General features: G+C 67.6%; 18 protein-coding genes. 4 read left to right on the forward strand and 14 right to left on the reverse strand.

Annotated elements, in window-relative coordinates; genetic code table 11:
• Window positions 1-531 precede the first annotated feature (531 nt).
• Complete coding sequence (locus tag CDN36_RS17015; RefSeq protein WP_287497362.1) at window positions 532-1,761, forward strand: serine hydrolase domain-containing protein; 1,230 nt, start codon at window positions 532-534, stop codon at window positions 1,759-1,761.
• 68 nt (window positions 1,762-1,829) lie between these two features.
• Here CDN36_RS17015 and CDN36_RS22535 read toward each other — a convergent pair whose 3' ends face one another.
• Window positions 1,830-2,225 (reverse strand): GIY-YIG nuclease family protein, encoded by a 396-nt coding sequence (locus CDN36_RS22535; protein WP_150555602.1) that lies wholly within the window; start codon window positions 2,223-2,225, stop codon window positions 1,830-1,832.
• Window positions 2,222-3,052: an AraC family transcriptional regulator gene (locus CDN36_RS17025; protein ID WP_150555601.1), complete on the reverse strand. Its 831-nt coding sequence runs from the start codon at window positions 3,050-3,052 to the stop codon at window positions 2,222-2,224. Before CDN36_RS17025 ends, CDN36_RS22535 begins: the two co-directional genes overlap by 4 nt.
• A gap of 161 nt (window positions 3,053-3,213) precedes the next feature.
• On the opposite strand from CDN36_RS17025, the gene CDN36_RS17030 reads away from it, so the two are divergent.
• On the forward strand, window positions 3,214-4,710 hold the full coding sequence (locus CDN36_RS17030; protein ID WP_287497363.1) for an SLC13 family permease: 1,497 nt from the start codon (window positions 3,214-3,216) through the stop codon (window positions 4,708-4,710).
• Here CDN36_RS17030 and CDN36_RS17035 read toward each other — a convergent pair.
• Together CDN36_RS17035 and CDN36_RS17040 are read right to left on the reverse strand one after the other, a co-directional pair.
• Entirely contained in the window at window positions 4,693-5,145 is a 453-nt protein-coding gene (locus CDN36_RS17035) for a hypothetical protein (RefSeq protein ID WP_150555599.1), read from the reverse strand. The two genes, CDN36_RS17030 and CDN36_RS17035, sit on opposite strands and share 18 nt — an antisense overlap.
• A gap of 80 nt (window positions 5,146-5,225) precedes the next feature.
• Window positions 5,226-5,747 carry a hypothetical protein gene (locus CDN36_RS17040; RefSeq protein WP_150555598.1) on the reverse strand — a complete coding sequence of 174 codons (522 nt, stop codon included), beginning with the start codon at window positions 5,745-5,747 and terminating at the stop codon, window positions 5,226-5,228.
• On the opposite strand from CDN36_RS17040, the gene CDN36_RS17045 reads away from it, so the two are divergent.
• Entirely contained in the window at window positions 5,746-5,889 is a 144-nt protein-coding gene (locus CDN36_RS17045) for a hypothetical protein (protein WP_287497364.1), read from the forward strand. The genes CDN36_RS17040 and CDN36_RS17045 overlap by 2 nt on opposite strands.
• Window positions 5,890-5,919: 30 nt before the next feature.
• Here CDN36_RS17045 and sctE read toward each other — a convergent pair whose 3' ends face one another.
• The 8 genes from sctE to CDN36_RS17085 form a co-directional block, all read right to left on the reverse strand.
• Window positions 5,920-7,422, reverse strand: coding sequence for a type III secretion system translocon subunit SseC family protein (gene sctE, locus CDN36_RS17050; RefSeq protein WP_287497365.1), 1,503 nt, complete (start codon window positions 7,420-7,422; stop codon window positions 5,920-5,922).
• Window positions 7,419-7,934, reverse strand: a complete 516-nt coding sequence (locus CDN36_RS17055) for a SycD/LcrH family type III secretion system chaperone (protein ID WP_287497366.1) — start codon at window positions 7,932-7,934, stop codon at window positions 7,419-7,421. Before CDN36_RS17055 ends, sctE begins: the two co-directional genes overlap by 4 nt.
• The gene (locus CDN36_RS17060; RefSeq protein ID WP_287497367.1) at window positions 7,931-8,548 is read right to left on the reverse strand and encodes a hypothetical protein; all 618 of its coding nucleotides are present in this window, start codon (window positions 8,546-8,548) and stop codon (window positions 7,931-7,933) included. Before CDN36_RS17060 ends, CDN36_RS17055 begins: the two co-directional genes overlap by 4 nt.
• Before the next feature lie 24 nt (window positions 8,549-8,572).
• Entirely contained in the window at window positions 8,573-8,845 is a 273-nt protein-coding gene (locus tag CDN36_RS17065; protein ID WP_150555594.1) for a hypothetical protein, read from the reverse strand.
• Between the two features lie 125 nt (window positions 8,846-8,970).
• Window positions 8,971-9,615, reverse strand: a complete 645-nt coding sequence (locus CDN36_RS17070) for a hypothetical protein (RefSeq protein ID WP_287497368.1) — start codon at window positions 9,613-9,615, stop codon at window positions 8,971-8,973.
• Between the two features lie 212 nt (window positions 9,616-9,827).
• Window positions 9,828-13,490 (reverse strand): hydantoinase B/oxoprolinase family protein, encoded by a 3,663-nt coding sequence (locus CDN36_RS17075; RefSeq protein ID WP_287497369.1) that lies wholly within the window; start codon window positions 13,488-13,490, stop codon window positions 9,828-9,830.
• 224 nt (window positions 13,491-13,714) lie between these two features.
• Window positions 13,715-15,046: an MFS transporter gene (locus CDN36_RS17080; protein ID WP_150555591.1), complete on the reverse strand. Its 1,332-nt coding sequence runs from the start codon at window positions 15,044-15,046 to the stop codon at window positions 13,715-13,717.
• A gap of 225 nt (window positions 15,047-15,271) precedes the next feature.
• A complete protein-coding gene (locus tag CDN36_RS17085) occupies window positions 15,272-16,078 on the reverse strand; it encodes a putative hydro-lyase (protein ID WP_287497401.1) in 807 nt (268 codons plus the stop codon).
• 228 nt (window positions 16,079-16,306) lie between these two features.
• On the opposite strand from CDN36_RS17085, the gene CDN36_RS17090 reads away from it, so the two are divergent.
• A complete protein-coding gene (locus tag CDN36_RS17090; RefSeq protein ID WP_150555590.1) occupies window positions 16,307-17,239 on the forward strand; it encodes a LysR family transcriptional regulator in 933 nt (310 codons plus the stop codon).
• A 28-nt stretch (window positions 17,240-17,267) separates the two neighbouring features.
• Here CDN36_RS17090 and CDN36_RS17095 read toward each other — a convergent pair whose 3' ends face one another.
• Entirely contained in the window at window positions 17,268-17,636 is a 369-nt protein-coding gene (locus CDN36_RS17095) for a cytochrome C oxidase subunit IV family protein (RefSeq protein WP_150555589.1), read from the reverse strand.
• Window positions 17,637-17,644: 8 nt separating this feature from the next.
• Window positions 17,645-18,382: a heme-copper oxidase subunit III family protein gene (locus CDN36_RS17100; protein ID WP_287497370.1), complete on the reverse strand. Its 738-nt coding sequence runs from the start codon at window positions 18,380-18,382 to the stop codon at window positions 17,645-17,647.
• Window positions 18,383-18,471: the final 89 nt, after the last annotated feature.

Below are 18,471 nucleotides of genomic sequence, written 5' to 3' on the forward strand. Positions count from 1 at the left end.
GACGCCGCCTCATGGCCTATGGGCGAGTCGGAGCCTGTTCGTGAGATAGCTTACACCGCGACAGGTAACAGGTCTTGTCGGTGCGGGACCCACACTGCAGCCCCGCAGGGGAACCCCACACTGGAATCCATCTCACGCGCCAGACGCGCGTCTGGTTGACCGGACAACTCCGCAGGCCGCCTGCACGCCGTCTGCATCCCGCCGGCGTCTTGGTGCGATTTCTCGCGAAACGAGCCATTCCGGCAGGGCGCTGCCCGCCCGGCCCCGCCGTATGGGCGCTTCGGCGACCATACGGCGGGGCGTCGCCCACGAGCTTCGATATATGCAACTTAATGTAAAATGCGGGGATTTTAACTGTCACTTAGCTGAAGTTTTCCTAAACTTCGAATCGTTTTGAGATTGCCGCGAAGCGGCACGTGCGCACACCGAACCGTTCTGACTCCGAAGAGAGTCGATTGGCGGCTCGAACGATGTGCGCGGGGGGAGTTGATAATGAACGTCGCACGGCACAGCCGTTCGGCAGGGGCACGTTTGACCACGCAATTCGCATTGCGACGCAATTCGCATGCCGTTGCGCGCGCTTTGGGTAACGCCGGCGCGCCGCTGCGGCGTGGCGTTCTGACACTCCTGCTCGGCATCGCCGCCCTGACCGGAGCAAACCGCTCGATCGCCCAGACCGCCGCATCGCCGGCGTCCTCGGCCAACGTCGTCGTCGCCATGCCGCCGTCAGGCCCGGCCACACCGATCACGCCCGCCGTGCCGATCGGTCAGGCCACGCTCGCGCAAGGCGTGGCGCAGCTCAAGGAGCGCTACAACCTCTCGCATGTATGGCTGCGCACCGAGTCGGACAGCGGCGCGGCGCTGGAAGCGGCCACCGCAGGCGACGAAGCGCAGCAGTTGCTGCCGGTGGCGAGCCTGTCGAAGTCGGTCACCGCCATTGGCATCGCCCTGCTCGTGCAGCGCGGCCAGCTCTCGCTCGACGCCCGGCTCGGCGACCTGCTCGAGGCCTACGCGAAGCAGCACGGCAAACCGCTGGACCCGAGTCTGCGCGACCTGACCGTGCGGCGGCTGCTCGCCCACCGCGCGGGCCTTGCCACCAACGGCTTCAACGATCCGGTCAACGGCTTGTTCAGCGGTCTGGCAATCCGGCGCGTCGGCGGCGGTGCCGACTTCTTCAACTATCTCGATGCAGGCGACGCCGGCCACTCGACAGGCAAATCCGATTTCGTCTACTCCAACGTCTCGTATCTGCTGCTCGGCATGGTGATCGAGGCCGTCTCCGGGCAGGATTACAAGACCTTCTGCGAGACGCAGATCTTCGCGCCGCTCGGCGTGGCCGACGCAAAGCTGCCCGACAACTGGCGGCTGCTGGCGCCCTTTGCGGGATGGCAGATGTCGACAGGCGCGCTGCTCAAGGTATGGCGCGTGTTCGACGTGCGGCGCCCGACGCTGCTCACCGAGAAGACGCTGCGCACGCTGCTGCTCGACAGGCAGTCAGGGCCGATCAACGCCGATCGCGACGTGTACTACACGCTCGGGGTGTTCCTGCTCGCCGGCGCCGGCGAGCGCAGCTACCGGATCAGCCACGACGGCATCGCCGACTTTTTCCGAACGCAGTCGACCTATTACACCGTGGTGGAGAAGACCGTGCCCGGCGACAGCTGGGCGCTCGTGGTGTCGCCGATTCCGTCTCGCGGGCAGTTCGGCGCGATCCAGCGCGACGTGCGCAAGATGATTCGGCAGGCGCGTCTGATACCGTAACCGTCGCGATGGCGACGGCATCATCGCCATGCTCCGCCGCGCCGTTGCGCTTTCTCTGCTGTGCCGGATCAGCCGGCCGCGGCATTTTCCACGGCGGGCGCGGCTGCGCTCTCGGAGGACTCGCTGGATTTGGTCGACCCGGCGGGCTTGCCGGCGCTGGCGCCGCCGGCGTCGGCAGTGCCGTCCTCGCCAAAGTCGCACACGAACGTGCCCGCGATGAGCCCGCGCTTTTGCGCGGCCGTCAGTCGTTTGACGCGATATTCGGCCCGCGAGGCCGCCGCGCGGTCCGCGAAGGCGAGCGAGAGCAAGAGGCGCGACGGCGGATGAGCGCGTGTGAAGCGCGCGCCCTTGCCCGCCGCGTGAGCGGCGTAGCGCGCCGCGACGTCGACCGTGATGCCGGTGTAAATGCGCCCGCCGGCGCACTCCAGCAGGTAGAGAAACCAGGGACGGGACGGTGCCGTCATAACTTCGCCCTTTCCTCGCGCGTGAATTCGCGCGGCGAAACGCCGAGCGCGCGGCGGAACATCGCCGCGAACGCCGCCGGCGTCGCATAGCCGAGGCGTTCGGCCACCGTCGCCACGGGCACGCCGCGCACCATCCACTCGACAGCGCGTGCGAGCCGCACCTGTTGGCGCCACGCACCGAAGCTCGTTCCCAACTCCGTATTGAAGAGCCGCGCGAGCGTGCGCTCGGACGCACCCACTTCGTCCGCCCATTGCGCGAGCGAGCGATCGTCGTCGGGACGCTCCATCAACCGATCGCACAAATGCCGCAGGCGCCGGTCGTCGGGCCGTTTCAGGTCGAGCGACGCCGGCGGCGCGACACGCAACTCCTCGAGCAACAGCGACGTGGCCAGTTCGTGGCGGGGGTCCGACACGGGCATTCCGCTCGCCAGCGCCGCCGTGAGGTCGCGCAACAATGGCGAGACTTCGAGCACGAGGCAGCGATTCTCCGGCAAGGGCGAGACTTCGGGCAGCATGTAGACGGCATAGAACTGCGCCTCGCCCAGCACGGCCACCTCGTGCCACGTGCCCGCCGGAATCCATGCGGCGCGAAACACGGGGGCGACGAGGCTCGCTTCCCCCGCCACGATGCGCAGACCACCGCGCTGCGGGCAAATGAGCTGCCCCCATTCGTGGCGATGCGGTTCGATGCGCGCGTCGGGCGGCGGCGTGCGCAGGTGCGCAACGACGGGCCGCTCGACGCTGGGTGCCGTGCGCGGCATGGGAACGTAGCTGGGGCGCTCGGTGCGCCCGGCCTGCCCGGCGTGCCAGGATACGGAGCGTGGCATGTTCTCGATGGTATTTGTCCTGATCGGGGGGTGTCGTGCACCGGAACGAGCCGCTAGCATACGATATGCCCGGCGCGATGCAAGCCGCCGGTTCCGCCGGCGCGCCGCAGCCTCGCTCGCCTGGACACCCTCGCTGGCCCATCACGACAACGACAAGCGCCATGACGTCACCCCCCTCCCGCGAAACGCCGCCGCCGGCGTCTCCTTGCGCGCCGCCCTCGCCCGCCGCCGACCGGCTTCGCCGCGAATCCACGCAGGCTCGCGCCGGCGCCCGCTTGCGCGCGCTCGGCGGCTACGCCGTCTATGTGCTGCTCGCCCTGGCGTTGTGGGCCGCACACCACGGCAGCGAGACTCTCGGGCTCGGGCCGGCCGCGGCGCAAGCGGCCGTGCTGGTGATGTTCACGATCGGCGCGTGGGCTTTCGGACTGTTCCCCGAACCGATCACCACGCTCACGTTCTTCCTCCTTGCCACACTGCTCCGCGTGGCGAAACCGGAAGTCATCTTCGCGGGCTTCCATTCGGCGGCATGGTGGCTGGTGTTCGGCGGCGCCGTCACGGGCATCGCCGTGCGCACGACTGGCCTGGGCTCGCGTCTGGCCGCCACGCTGTTCGATCTGAGGCGGCCGACTTACGCGCGCTATGTCGCGTCGGTCATGGTCGCCTGCGTGGGGCTCGCGTTCGTGATGCCATCGACGACCGGGCGCATTTTGCTGCTCATCCCGATCGTGCTTGCGCTCGCCGACCGCGTGGGGCTCACGCACGGAAGGCGTGGGCGCACCGGTCTCGTCATGACCGTCGCCGCGGCCAGCTATATGCCGCCCACCACGATCTTGCCGGCCAACATCCCGAACAGCGTATTGATGGGGGCCGCCGACTCGTTCTATGGCGTGAAGCTGCACTACGCGCCGTATCTGCTGTTGCACTTCCCGGTGCTGGGCGCGCTCAAGGCAGCGATTCTCGTATGGGTCATCTGTCGTCTGTTCCCGGACGATGGGCCGCTCACTCACGCCAGAGGTGCCGCGCCGCCGCCCTTCACGCCCGACGCTCGGCGTTTGTCGGTACTGCTCGCGCTCGCACTGGCCGGCTTCGCGACCGACGCATGGCACGGCATTTCGCCGGCGTGGATCTCGGTCGCGGCGGCCATCGTGTGCCTGCTGCCCGCCATCCAGATCGTCTCGCCGAAGACCTTTACCGAGCAGATGCACATCACGCCGCTCGTGTACGTGGCGGGTTTTCTGGGCGTCGGCGCCGTGGTGGCCGACACCGGGCTCGGCGAGAAGGTGGCGCGATGGTGTCTGGATGCGGTAGGCATGGCGCCGGGTGCGCCTGTGGTGAACGCCGCGTGGCTGATCGCCATTGGCGCGGCGATCGGCCTCGTCGCCACGCTGCCCGGGCTGCCCGCGGTGCTCACGCCGCTGGCCGGACAGCTCTCGGGCGCGAGCGGCCTGCCGCTCTACACCGTGCTGATGCTCCAGGTGCCCGTGTTCTCCACGGTGCTGCTGCCGTATCAGAGTCCGCCGATGATGATCGCAATGCATCTGGGCGGCGTGGGCATGCGCGACGGCACACGGCTCACCGTCGTCATGACGATCATCACGCTCGTGCTGCTGTTCCCGCTCGATTACCTGTGGTGGCGTGCGCTAGGGGTGCTTCCTTGAGCCCAGCCGCCGGCCCGTGCTCTCGCGGCAAAAGACGAGCCAGCGGTCGCCGTCCTCCTCGCGCAGGTACGCACCTTCGCGCTCGAGGATCGAGATGAGGCGCAGGCGCGCCTCGCGCAGCCGAATGTCGCTCACGCCGGGCAGAATCATGCCGCGCACGTACCCTACGTGGGGCACCGTGCGCAGCAAAAGCCGGATGAGTTGGCAGAAGCGTCGCACGGCGTGCTCGCTCGTCTTCGCCCCGGCGCCCGGCCGGAAGTCGGTGATCGTGAGCACGATGCCCGAGGCGCCCTTGTCCAGCCGGTGACAGAGCGACAACTCGGTGCTCTCCACGCGCTGTCCCAGCGCGACGTGGGTGCGCTCGCAGACCTCGGCGCGCGCCGTGAAACGCTGACTCCGGAAGAAGGCTGCAACGGCGCGCTCGCAAACGGTCATGGCTGATGGCGAATGAGGGGAGGATCAGGAACAGCGCAAAGGAAATATCAGGGCAAGCTCGGCAGAAGATCCGGGGAAAGCTAGCGGATGGCCTCGTAGAGCTTGGCGAGATGCTGGCCGGCCATGCCGTACAACTGCCGCGAGACGTCGCGCATCTCGGCGCTCGCCGTGTCGATGCGCTGACGCAGGCGCTCGTTGGTGCGGCGCGTCTCGTCGGTGAGCGAGGTGGCGAATTCGCCGACGACGTCGTTGTCGCGCCCGCGGTTCGACAGGTCAGCCGCCGCGAATTCGAACGCCGGCTTGCCGAACTGCCCCACGCCGCTCACGACGCCGCCGATCGCCTGGCCGATCTCGATCCTGTCGCGCAGGCCGTAGCGCGCGCCGACCACGCTGCCGCCGAGCGAGAGCACGCCCGTGAACAGCGCGCCCCCCGCCTGCGTCATCGCAGCGTCATAATGCTTGCGGTTCGCGCGGTATTTTTCGTCGCGCGCCGCCACGCCGCGCGCGAACAGCATCACCTCGTGCCGCGTGCGATAGGCCTGGTCCGTGTTGCGCTCGCCGGTGCGGATCTCGATCATCAGCTTCGCGAGCAGCATCAGCATGACGAGGCTGTCCATTGCCGTCGCGACACGCGACATGCCAGGCGTCGCCGCCGTTCCCGGCCTCGCCGTCTCGCCATACGGCGCCGACGTCAACGTCGGCACGCTCGAAATTGCCATGTGGTTCATCTCCGACTCCGTGTGATGAAGACGCGGCTCGCACCGCGCCGGTTGATCAGGCCATCGACGCCGCGATGCGAATGCGCACCGCGCCCGTCCTCGTCACGGCTTCGCTCGCCGCTTCGGCCACGTCGCCCTGCTGGCCGGCCAATGCCTCCATGCGTTTGGCGATACGCTTCTTGTCGTCGCCGTTCAACGCCATGAGAAATTGCAGCCACGACATCTCGGTGGCGAGATCGCGGGCATCGAGCTGCAGCCTTGCGCGCTGCATGCCGATCGCACTCGCGGTGATTTCGCGCCCGGCCACCAATGCGCCGCGCAGCACCGACGAGAGCGACCACATGCCGCGCGCGACGGCGCGCCGCCCCTGCGAGGCCAACTGCTTGCCGAGCGACTTCGTGACTTCCGCCGCGCTCACCGTCACGCCTCTGGCCAGTTGCCGGCTCGTGGACTTGACGACGTTGTCGAACGCTCGCGTCACCATCTGCTCCATCATCTGCTGCGTGAACTGCTCGGCCATGCGGTTGAAGCCGCGCGCCGCGAGCGAGCGCGCAGTGCGCGTGCCCGACTGCGCGAGCGAGCGCCCCACCTGTCGGCCCACCTCCGCGCCGATCTGATACGACACCTCGGAGACCACCCGCGTCCTGATCGCGTTGATGGCGGCGTCGTCTCCCGCCTTGACGGCAGACGCGAGCGCGTCGCCCGCACCGCCCCGGAACATGCGCGTCGCCGTCTTCGCGACCGAGCGCGACGCCATGAACCCGCGCACCGAAATGCCGAAGCTCACGACCATGCCCAACGCCTGGAACGCCATCTGCGCGTGGCCCCACTTCGCGGCTTCGCGTTCGTAGTGCTCGGCGTTCTTCGGATCGGCCAGCGCCATCGTCTTCATGATCGCCGCACCGACGCCGGCGATACCCGCGCCCAGATCCGCCACGCCGCCCGCGATCATCAGCGGATTCATGGTAAGTACGCCGGTCACCACCTTGAGCGCACCTACCACCAGATCCACGGCTGCCGTGATCCAGTCGAAGATGACGCCGAACACGCCGCCCTTGCGCGCCTTGTCGGCGTCGCGGGTCATGGCCTCCATCTGCTCGCGAAACTTCTGGATGTCTTCCTGGCGCAGCCGGTCCTGCCGCTCGGCGAGCAACGCCAGCGCGCGCTGCGTGGATTTCGCGGTGTCGCCCATGGCCTGCATCGAGATCATCGATGCGACCATCACCAGCGTCGACGGGTCGAGCTTCTCGAGACTGGCCAAATCCGTCACGCCGAACTGAGACGGCGGACGCAGCGCCTCGGCGCCCAGCCTTTCGCCCGCCGCGTAAAGCCGCTGCAGCAGCCGGGCGAACGCGCCCTCGGCGCCTTCCCAATCAGCGTCGGCCGGCGGGTCAGGGAGAAAGTCCTCCGGCGTGAGCCACGCAACGCGCTCGCCGGCCGGCGCCAATGTCTGCGCGCTCGCATGTTGCACGCGCCCGGCCCCGGCGGCCGTCGCCGGCACCGCGTCACCCGTCCATGGCGGGCGATAGCCCACTCCCACTGCACCTATCGGGTTCATGTGTTTCCTCGTGTCGGAGAAGTTGTCAGAGCGTCGCGCCGCGCGCGCGCGGATCGTTCCAGCTCGCTGTGCTGCGACTGCCCCGCGCAAAGCCGCAGCGTGGCGTCGTAGGCCTTGACGGCGTATTCGTCATTGCCGATACCCTGGTAGCTCATGCCGGCGAGATACGGCGCTCGCGGGTCGTCCGCGCGAATCACGCCCGCCTTGGCGAAGCACGGCAGCGCCTCGCCGTGCTGCCCAAGCCGCTGGTAGCAAAGGCCGAGACCGAACCAATCGTCGAACGACCACTGATCCAGCGTTGCCAGCACGAAATAGACGCGCTGCGCGGCGGCAATCTCGCCCTGTGAAAAGCGCCGCTGCGCATAGGCGCGTACACGCGCGAGGTCGGCTTCGTCGAGCGAGGCGAGCATGCGAAGCGCACCGCCCTGCGCGAAGAAACGCGAAAAGATGGACTCGATGGCCTCGATGGCCTCGACCTCGCCGACGCAGGGCTCCTGTGCTTGCGGCCTCACGAGCGCATCGACCCGTTGATCTGGTTGAGTTGCTGCCCACGCGAGCTGATGATCGTGTTGGCGAGCGTCGACACGCCGTTGTACTCCTGCAGGAACTTGTTGATTTCGATCTGCTCGATGGTGCGGCTGTCGGTGGCGGCCTCGCTGCGGCTCTCGGCGGCGGCCTTGAGCGCGCGCAAATGATCGGCACGGAATTCGCGCGAGGGTTCGACGTAATTGCGCTCGCCGAGCTTGCGCGGCCGGTTCTCCCACTGCTGCAGGGTGCGCTTCGTTCCCGAGTCGCCGATGGTGATCTCCACATCGTATTTGTCAAAGAATTGCCGGATGCCGTTGCCGACTTTGACGGTCTTCGAGGTGTCCGTGCCGAGCTGGTTGATCAGCGTCTCGATCTGGTTGGCGACGTCGCGCGCTTCGCGGCCGTGCGATTGACGCCGGCGCATCGAGTCGATCTTCTCCTTCGCGTCGTTGCCCGCGGCTTGCATCAGCGTGGCGGCATGCGCCAGAAGCAGCGAGTGCATGTCGATGGTGCGTGCGCTGGTGAGCGTGCTGTGCGTGGGCGGCGAAGCGAGGGGGGTGGCGCCGTAGCCGGCGCGGGGCGTGTCGAGCATCATCATTGGCAAAGCCGTGGGCAGGAAAAGTCAGAGGTTGTTCGTGATCCGGCTCATGAGCTCGCGCAGCTTGGCGATCACCGCGTTGCTCAGCGTGAGCGCGTTCTCGTAGGCGGAAAGGAACTGCTTGATCTCGATCTGCTCGAGCGTGCTGGACGTGGTCTCGCCGTCGGCCGCGCGCTGACGGGCCGACGCGACCCAGTCGGTCGCGCGCCGATGCAGGTCGTCCATCCGGTCGCTGGCGTGCGAGAGGGCTGCGAGCAGGGGATTGTCCGACGCGGCGAAGGCCGTAGTTCCGGACATTGCGGATGCTCGGATCGTTCGGGACGCGCCGGGCGATCTACCGGATGTCGCGTATCGGCTGGCGAACGATGTCGACGGCACGTCAGCGCCGGGGGGTGGGAAGCCCGTCATCATGTGGCGCTCCGTCATGCCCTCGGCGAGCGCACCGCGAGAGAACGCCCCGCGGTGCGCTCCTGCGGCACGGACGAAGGCCAGGTCGCGGCCGCGGATGACGCTGACGGCGGCGAGAGCGGTGATGACGGGGCCGTCGCCGCTGTCGTCGCTGTCGCCGCTGTCGTCACTGTCGCCGAAGCCGGCGCATCGGCCTTGAAACGCTTGATGGCGCTCACGAGCGCCGTCGCCATGCGCGCGATCTCGCGCTCTTCGCGTTGAAACGCTGCGCTCTCCACGAGTGTCTGGAGGCGCGACAGCTTCTCGCGCGCCTCGGGCGTCGCGCACGCCTCGAGCTGCCGGATGTCGGCCATCAGTGCCTCGTACTCCTGCATCTGGCGCTGCAGCCGGCGTCCCGCCAACTGCACCTCGCCACAGGCGCGCTCGTACTGGACGAAGAGATCGTCGCCGGCCGCCGGCAACGCTTGCGCGTGCGCCGGCCGGGGCGCCGCGTCGGCGCGCCCAGGGGGGTCGCGCCGATCGGGTGAGGAATCGAGCGGAGAATCGAGCAGAGAATCGGGCGGAGAATCGGGCGGAGAATCGGGCGGAGAATCGAGCGGAGACTCGAGCGGGGAGTCGAGCAGGGAGTCGGGCGAGGATGGTTGCGGCGAATCGGACATGTGGACACCTCCATACGTGAGCGTGGTCATCTACGACCAAGGCATCCTACGGAGGTCTCGCACGCCTGCCTTTGCAAAGGCAGTCATCCCTTCCGGGAACCGGCCGCACTTCAGGTTTCTCCTAGTACGCAGCCAGTCACCCCCTTGCATTGCATCATGCGCCCGGCGCGAGACACGCCGGCGCGCCGGGCACTACGGCATCGTGCAGCGCGTCATGCCGCGCCGAATCCCCCGCCTCCGGGCGTCTCGACGACGAAGACGTCCCCCGGTTGCATCCGCGTACTGCCAATGTGGCCCATCGCTTCGCGCGTGCCATCCGCACGCTCCACGTAGTTTGCGCCCAGCGCGCCAGGTGCACCGCCCTGCGCCCCGAACGGGGCATGCACGCGATTGTTCGACAGAATCGACGCCGTCATCGGTGCGAGGAAACGGATTCGCCGCACCGCGCCGTTGCCGCCGCGCCAGCGACCCGCGCCGCCGGAGCCGGTCCGGATTCGGTGACTTTCGAGCCGCACCGGATAGCGCCACTCCAGCACTTCGGGGTCGGTCAGCCGCGAGTTCGTCATGTGCGTCTGCACCGCGTGCGCGCCATGAAACCCTTCGCCAGCCCCGCTGCCGCCCGCGATCGTCTCGTAGTACTGGTACGTCTCGTTGCCGAACGTGAAGTTGTTCATCGTGCCCTGGCTCGATGCCACCCGGCCCAGCGCGCCGTACAGCGCATTGGTAATTGCCGAGGATGTCTCCACGTTGCCCGAGACGACCGCGGCCGGATAGGCCGGGTTGAGCATCGAGCCGTGCGGCACGATAACGGTGAGCGGCTTGAGGCACCCGGCGTTGAGCGGAATGTCGTCGTCCACGAGCGTGCGGAAGACGTACAGCACGGCGGCCATGCAAACCGCGCGCGGCGCGTTGAAATTGTTCGGCAGTTGCGCCGACGTGCCCGTGAAGTCAATCGTCGCCGAGCGCGTTTGGCTGTCGACGCGAATCGCCACCTCGATGAGCGCACCATTGTCGAGCGCGTAGCGGTAATGCCCGTCGGCGAGTGCGCCGATCACGCGCCGCACCGCCGCTTCGGCGTTGTCCTGCACGTGGCCCATGTAGGCGAGCACGACGTCGCGCCCGAACTCGCGCACCATGCGGCGCAACTCGTCCACGCCCTTCTGGTTCGCGGCGACCTGCGCGCGCAGGTCCGCCATGTTCTGATCGATGTTGCGCGCCGGATAGCGCGCGCCGGCCAGCAGTTCGCGGGTCTGCCGATCGCGCAGCTCGCCCGCGGCGACCAGTTGCCAGTTGTCGATGAGCACGCCCTCCTGCTCGACGTGCGTAGAGTCGGGCGGCATCGAGCCCGGCGTGATGCCGCCGATGTCCGCGTGGTGCCCGCGCGAGCCGACGTAGAACAGCGGCTCGCGGCTGTCTTCGCCGTCGCCGTGCACGAACACCGGCGTAATGACGGTGACGTCCGGCAAGTGCGTGCCACCGTGATACGGATCGTTGAGCATGAAGACGTCGCCCTCGCGCATCTTGCCGCGATTGCGCTCGATCACGGTGCGGATGCTCTCGCCCATCGAACCGAGATGCACCGGCATGTGCGGCGCGTTGGCGATCAGGTTGCCTTCGCGGTCGAACAGCGCGCACGAAAAATCGAGCCGCTCCTTGATATTGACCGAATACGCCGTGTTCTGCAGACGCAGGCCCATCTGCTCGGCGATCGACATGAACAGGTTGTTGAAGATCTCGAGACGCACCGGATCGGCCTGCGTGCCGAGCCCGCGCTGCGTGGCGCGCGGCACCACGCGCGTGAGCACGAGGTTGCCCTGCCCGGTCATCTGCGCCTGCCAGCCCGGCTCCACGACGGTCGTGCCGCTCTTCTCGGCCACGATGGCCGGGCCGTCGAGGGTGTCGCCGGCGAGCAGCGTGTCGCGCGAGAACAGCGCCGCCTCATGCCACGCGCCGCCTGCGTAGAGTTTCACGCGATCGATGGCCTGCGGGGCGCCTGCGCCGCGCGCGGGCAGCGGTGCGATGTCGACCGGCGCGTCCGAGCGCCCGACCGCCTCGACCGACGCCACTTCCACGATCAGCGCCGCGCCGTCCATGAGGAACGAATAGCGCTGACGGTAGGCCGCCTCGAACGCGGCGCGCATTTGCGCCACGTCGCCAAACGGCACGGCAAGGGCGGAATCGGTGCCCGCGTAGCGCACGTGAACGCGACGCACCGTCTCGATGCGCGACGGCGGCACGCCTTGCGCGAGCAGCGCGTTCACGGCTTCGTCGGCGAGCGCTCCGAGCGCATCTTCCAGCGCTCCCATGCCATCTTCGGACAGGGGTGCCTCGATCATGCGCTCGCGCATCGCGGTCTGGTCGGCCAGACCCATGCCGTATGCCGAAAGCACCCCGGCGAGCGGGTGCGCGAACACTTTCGTCATGCCGAGCGCATCGGCCACACCGCACGCGTGCTGGCCGCCGGCGCCGCCGAACGTCGTGAGCACGTAGCGGCTCACGTCGTGGCCGCGCTGCACGGAGATCTTCTTGATGGCGTTCGCCATGCTGCCGATCGCGATCTCGAGAAAGCCCTCCGCGAGCGCTTCGGGCGTTTGCCGCCGCCCGGTCGCGCGTTCGATTTCCGCGGCCAGCGCCGTGAATTTCTCCACCACGACGTCGCGATCGAGCGGCGCGTCGGCGTGCGGGCCGAAGACCTTCGGAAAGTGCGCGGGCTGGATCTTGCCGAGCATGACGTTGCAGTCGGTGACGGTGAGCGGACCGCCCCGTCGGTACGCCGCCGGCCCCGGGTTCGCGCCGGCCGAGTCCGGACCCACGCGCAGGCGAGTGCCGTCGAACGACAGCACGGATCCGCCGCCCGCGGCCACGGTGTGAATGCTCATCATCGGCGCGCGCATGCGCACGCCGGCGACCTGCGTCTCGAATACGCGCTCGAACTCGCCGTTGTAATGCGAGACGTCCGTCGACGTGCCGCCCATGTCGAAGCCGATCACGCGGTCGAAGCCCGCCGCGCTCGACGCGCGCACCATACCGACGATGCCGCCTGCCGGGCCGGAGAGGATCGCGTCCTTGCCCTGGAAGTTGTCGGCGCGCGTGAGACCGCCGCTGCTTTGCATGAACTGAAGGTTCACGCCCGGCATCTCGCGCGCGACCTGCTCGACGTAGCGACGCAGGATCGGCGAGAGATAGGCATCCACGACCGTCGTGTCGCCGCGCGAGACCAGCTTCATGAGCGGCGACACTTCGTGCGACACGGAAATCTGCGTAAAGCCGAGCTCGCGTGCGATGGCGGCGAGCGCCTTCTCGTGCGTGTGGTAGCGGTAGCCGTGCATCAATACGATGGCCAACGCCCGGATGCCGCGCGCGTACACGGCGGCCAGCGCCTCGCGGGCGGCGTCGACGTCGAGCTCGCGCACGACGTCACCGTGCGCGCCCACGCGCTCGTCGATCTCCACCACTTCGGCATACAGCGCTTCGGGCAGGGCGATGTCGAGGTCGAACAGGCGCGGACGGTTCTGGTACGCGATGCGCAGCGCGTCGCGAAAGCCCTGCGTCGTCACCAGCGCCAGCGGCTCGCCCTTGCGTTCGAGCAACGCGTTGGTGGCAACCGTCGTTCCCATCTTCACCATGTCGACGAGCGCCGGTGTGATCGGGGTGGCGGCGTCGAGCCCAAGCAGATGGCGGATGCCCGCAACGGCGGCGTCGCGGTATTGCTCGGGGTTCTCCGAGAGCAGCTTGTGCGTGACGAGCGAGCCGTCCGGGCGACGCGCCACGATGTCGGTGAAGGTGCCGCCGCGATCGATCCAGAACTGCCAGCGCGAGGCAGTCTGATGCGCCGGGGCGCGGTTCTGGGCGGAGGGCGTGAGAGCGTTCGTCATGAGGTCACTCGCGAAACAAGGGTCAAACGGGATCGAACGGTGACAGGGCGGCGCCGTCGTCGTTCGAGATAACGGTGGCGGCGGCTGCGCACGCTGGCGCAGGACGCACGTGTCCCGGCGAGGGCCCGCTGCCAGGCGGGGCCGCGCACACCGATGCGTTGCCGGGGGGCTGAAACGGTGAAATCGAAGGGTGGACGCGGCAGCGGGGCCGCCGCGGTGTTTCGTCAGTTCGTTCGCGCTTTAAGGGATTCGAGCGACTCGAGTTCGCGTCCGCGCGTCTCGGGCAGCGTGAGCGCCGCGACGATCAGCACGCCGTAGGCCACGCCGGCGAAGATGCCAATCGTGGCGCCCAGGCCGTACTGCTTCGAGAGCATGCCGATGAGAAACGGAAACAGCGCGCCGATGGCCCGGCCGACGTTGTAGCAGAAGCCCTGTCCCGAGCCGCGCACGCTCGTCGGAAACAGCTCGGTGAGAAACGCGCCCATGCCGCTGAAGATGCCCGACGCAAAGAAGCCGAGCGGAAAGCCGAGCCAGAACATCGCGTTGTCGGTGAGCGGCAGCGACGTGTAGGAGAACGCGATCACCATCGAGCCCACGGCGAACAGGATGAAGTTCGGCTTGCGGCCGAGCCGGTCGGTCAGGTACGAACTGGCCAGATAGCCCACCCACGAGCCGAAGATGATCATCGCGAGATAGCCGCCCGTGCCCATGACCGTGAGGTGACGCTCCGTCTTGAGGAACGTGGGCAGCCACGTCGTAATGGCGTAATAGCCGCCTTGCGCGCCGGTCGTGAGCAGCGCCGCACGGATCGTCGTCGAGATCAGGGCGGGACTGAAGATGGCGGCCAGGCCAGGCGCATCCTCTGCCTTCGCCTGCTTGGCCTTCTCCTTCTGGTAGACCTCCGGTTCCTGCACGTAGCGGCGGATGAAGAGCACCAGCAGCGCGGGCAGCAGGCCGATGAGGAAGAGCGCGCGCCATGCCATGTCGGCGGGCATGAGCGAGAACAGCACCGAGTAGAGAATCGCGGTCAGCCCCCAACCGATGGCCCAGCCCGATTGCACCAGCCCGACCGCCTTGCCGCGATCGCGCGCGCGAATCACTTCGCCGATGAGCACGGCCCCCGCGGTCCATTCGCCGCCGAAGCCAAAGCCCATGAGCGCACGGGCGGCGAGCAGTTGGTGATAGTTCTGCGCGAGGCCGCACAGTCCGGTGAAAACCGCGAACCACAGCACCGTCAGTTGCAGTGTGCGCACGCGGCCGATGCGGTCCGACAGAATGCCGGCGACCCAGCCGCCCAGCGCGGATGCGAGCAGCGTGAGCGTGCCGATGAAGCCCGCGTCCGCAAGGCTGATGCCCCAGGTGGCAACGAGCGTGGGGATGACGAAGCTCAACATCTGCGTGTCCATGCCGTCGAGCATGTAGCCGACCTTGCAGCTCCAGAAGGCGCGCTTTTCGCGCGGCGTGGCGTCGCCGTACCAGCCGATGAGGCTGCCGCCGGTGTCTCCGCTTGCGGCGGGGGCCGCAGACGGGCTCGCGAGAGGGGTTTTGCTTTCCATGAGAAAAAGGCTCCGGTGATGTCCTGACTTGCCGTGTGGTGCCCTCGAGGCCGCGCTCCCCGATGGGCGTGTGCGGTCACCGGCGGGCGATGGCTCGCCCGCCGCCTCCCGTCATGGCGCGGTGCTTGTGTGATGCGTGTTGCTCGGTGATGCCGTAGTGCGTTAGTGCAATGGTGCGTACATCCGGCGGGCGCGATGGAGCGCCCGGGCGACGCGTCGCACGGCTCAGAAGACGGCGAGCGATGCGTTCGGGATATCCGTCATGAGCATGTACCCCGGGCGATGTGCGATCGCCAGCGGCAGTTTCGCGTCCATGAGCGCCGTTTGCGGCGTGACGCCGCAGGCCCAATACACGGGCAGCTCGCCGTCGCGAATCGTGACGGCGTCGCCAAATTCCGGCCGGGACAGATCGGCGATGCCCAGCTCGGCCGGGTCGCCGATGTGAATCGGCGCGCCGTGTACGCCGGGAAAGCGGCTCGTGATCTGCACGGCGCGAATGGCGTCGGCGCCCTTCATCGGACGCATCGACACGACCAGTTCCCCGCCGAACTTGCCCGCGCGCTGGTTCGCGATCTTCGTGCGATACATCGGCACGTTGCGCCCCTCTTCCACGTGGCGCAGCGGGATACCGGCCTTGGCGAGCATGTCCTCGAACGAGAACGAGCAGCCGATGGCGAAGACGACGAAATCGCTCTGCCAGAACTCGGCCAGGTTGTCGACCTGCTCGGCGAGCTTGCCGTCGCGGTAAATGTTGTAGCCCGGCACGTCGGAGCGGATGTCCACCTCGCGCCCCAGAGCCGGCACGTGCCACTGGCCCGGCTCGCCCACGCCCAGCAGCGGGCAGGCCTTGGGATTGCTCTGGCAAAAGCGCAGGAAGTCATGCGCGTGCGTCGCCGGCAGGATAGCGAGATTGGCCTGCGCGAAGTCGCCGCAGTAGCCGGCCGTCGGCCCGCGAAACTGGCCGCTGCGGACAGCCTGACGAAATTCGAAGGGCGTGATCGTGGCGCGCTGCGAAGTGAAATCGTGCGGCATGGCAGGATGGTTCATGGTGGCTCCGGCATGGGGGGCGATACCTCGGCGGCATCGGATGGGTGAAGCATAGAAAGAAAAAAAAGTTGTCGCTAACGACTTTTTCTACGCAGAGCCGTATAGAATTTCTTAACAACATCGCGGGTTTTCCCCAAGTTCGTTGCATTTATTTTCATCGCCCGACGCCGGTTTTGGGCACGCTCCCGGCCTTCGTTCCCACGACACTCCCCCATGAACACGCGCTTTCTCGAAACCTTCGTCACGCTGGCCAAGCTGCGCAGTTTCCGGGCAACGGCCGCCGCGCTGCACGCCACGCCGGCGGCCATCTCGCAGCGGCTCAAGGCGCTGGAGGAGGAGTTGAATACGGCGCTGGTCGATCGCGACAGCCGCGAATTCCGCCTCACGCCGAACGGGGAATATCTGCTCGGGTATGCAAAGGCCGTGGTCGAAGCGGCGCGACGGCTCCAGACGGCCGCCTCGGGCGAGAGCCTGTTGCGCGGGCGACTGCGTCTGGGCGTGATCGAGACCGTCGTGCACAGTTGGCTGCCACACTACCTGCGCCGTCTCGCGTCGGACTACCCGACGCTGGAAGTGGAGTTGACGGTCGACGTGTCGGTGCAGTTGCAACGCCGCCTCGTCGCCGACGAGCTCGATCTCATCATTCGCGTGGAGGGCAGCGACGACAGCAGCGTGGTGTGCGATGCACTCGCGAACTATCCCGTGCACTGGGTCGCGCGCACGGGCATGTTCCCCAACACGCGCAGCGGGCTTGCGAAGCAGGTGCTGCAGCACCCGATCCTGACTTACGGGCGCGGCACTGCGCCGCACCGCGCGCTCGAGGACATCGTGGCGAAACTCGCCGGTGTGCATGGCGTGCCACTGTCCGAGACGCGCATTACCGGCTCGCCGTCGATCGCCGTGATCGTGCAGCTCGTGCGCGACGGCTTCGGCGTGGCGGCAATACCGCGCCTGTTCGTCGACGACCTGATTGCAAACGGCGAAGTGGTGGAGTTGCCGTTGCAGCCCGCGCCGCCCTCGATCGTGGTGTCGATGTCGCGGCGGGCGGACGCGCCGCTCTTCGTCCATGGGGCCGCGACGGCCGCGCGCACGGCGTGCGCCGAATACTGCCGGAAGAGCGATCGGCGTCTGGTGGAATTGCTCTGACGCCGCCCCCTCCCTGCTAACGCCGCCCTCAACGGAAGTGCGCAACGCGCGTGAGGAACGTGTAGTCCGCTTCCGCCGCCATGAGCGCCATGAGCACGAGCAGCGCCAGCGGCGGGATCAGAATCGCGTAGACCAGCGCGAGGCGCTCCCAGCGCATGTGCATGAAGACCGCCACGATGAGTCCCGCCTTCGCCACCATCAGCACGAGTATCAGCGTCCAGCGCAAATAGCCCTGCAGGTTGGCGTAATCGACGAGATAAGACAGTGTGGAGAGCACGAACAGCAGCCCCCATACCTTCAGGTAGAGGCGCACCGAGTGTTGTTGTCCCGAATGCTCGCCGCCGGCCGCTCCCGGCGGGGAGGCGGCGGCCGAGGCCGGGGTTGCCGTGGAATTCATCGCTCCTCCTACCAGAGATAGAACAACGCGAAGATGAACACCCACACGAGATCGACGAAGTGCCAGTAGAGCCCGGCGATCTCGACGAGCTGGTAGTTGCCGCGCCGCTCGAGTGTGCCGTCGAGCACGCGGCGCATGACGGTGAGCAGATAAACCACGCCCGCGCTCACGTGCAGCCCGTGAAAGCCCGTGATCATGAAAAAGCACGCGCCGAACTGCGCCGCGCCCATCGTGTTGCCCCACGGGCGGATGCCCTCGTGCACGATCAGGTTGGTCCATTCGAACGCCTGCATGCCGACGAATGCCATGCCGAGATAGGCCGTGACGAGAATACAGGCGGCCGTCTTGTCGCGATCGCGTCGATAGGCGTAGTTCACCGCCATCGCCATGCTGCCGCTGCTGCTGATGAGCACGAATGTCATGATGGCGATGAGCAGCAACGGCACCGGATGCCCATTCACGTCGAGCGCGAAGATCTCCGCCGGATTGGGCCACGGCGCGGTCGTGGACATGCGCACCGTCATGTAGCCGATCAGGAAGCTGCTGAAGACGAACGTGTCGGAGAGCAGGAAGATCCACATCATGGCCTTGCCCCAGGGCACGCGAAACGCCGCGCGATCGCCTGACCAGTCCGCCACCACGCCGCGCCATCCGCCGGGCGGCGCGGCAGCCGAAGCGGTGGGGGACGCAGGCGGCAGGGACGATGACGGGTTCACGATGTGGCTCCTCACATAGTCTTGCGACATGTCACGCGATCTCTCACACCATCTCGCGCTATCTCGCATCACCTCTCACTCTCTCGCACTATCTCTCACATTGCCTCCCGGCATTTCCG

Origin of the sequence: Pandoraea sp. CB10b_02 (genome assembly GCF_002216225.1) — a bacterium.
In the GTDB taxonomy this organism is placed as follows: Bacteria; Pseudomonadota; Gammaproteobacteria; order Burkholderiales; family Burkholderiaceae; genus Pandoraea; species Pandoraea nosoerga.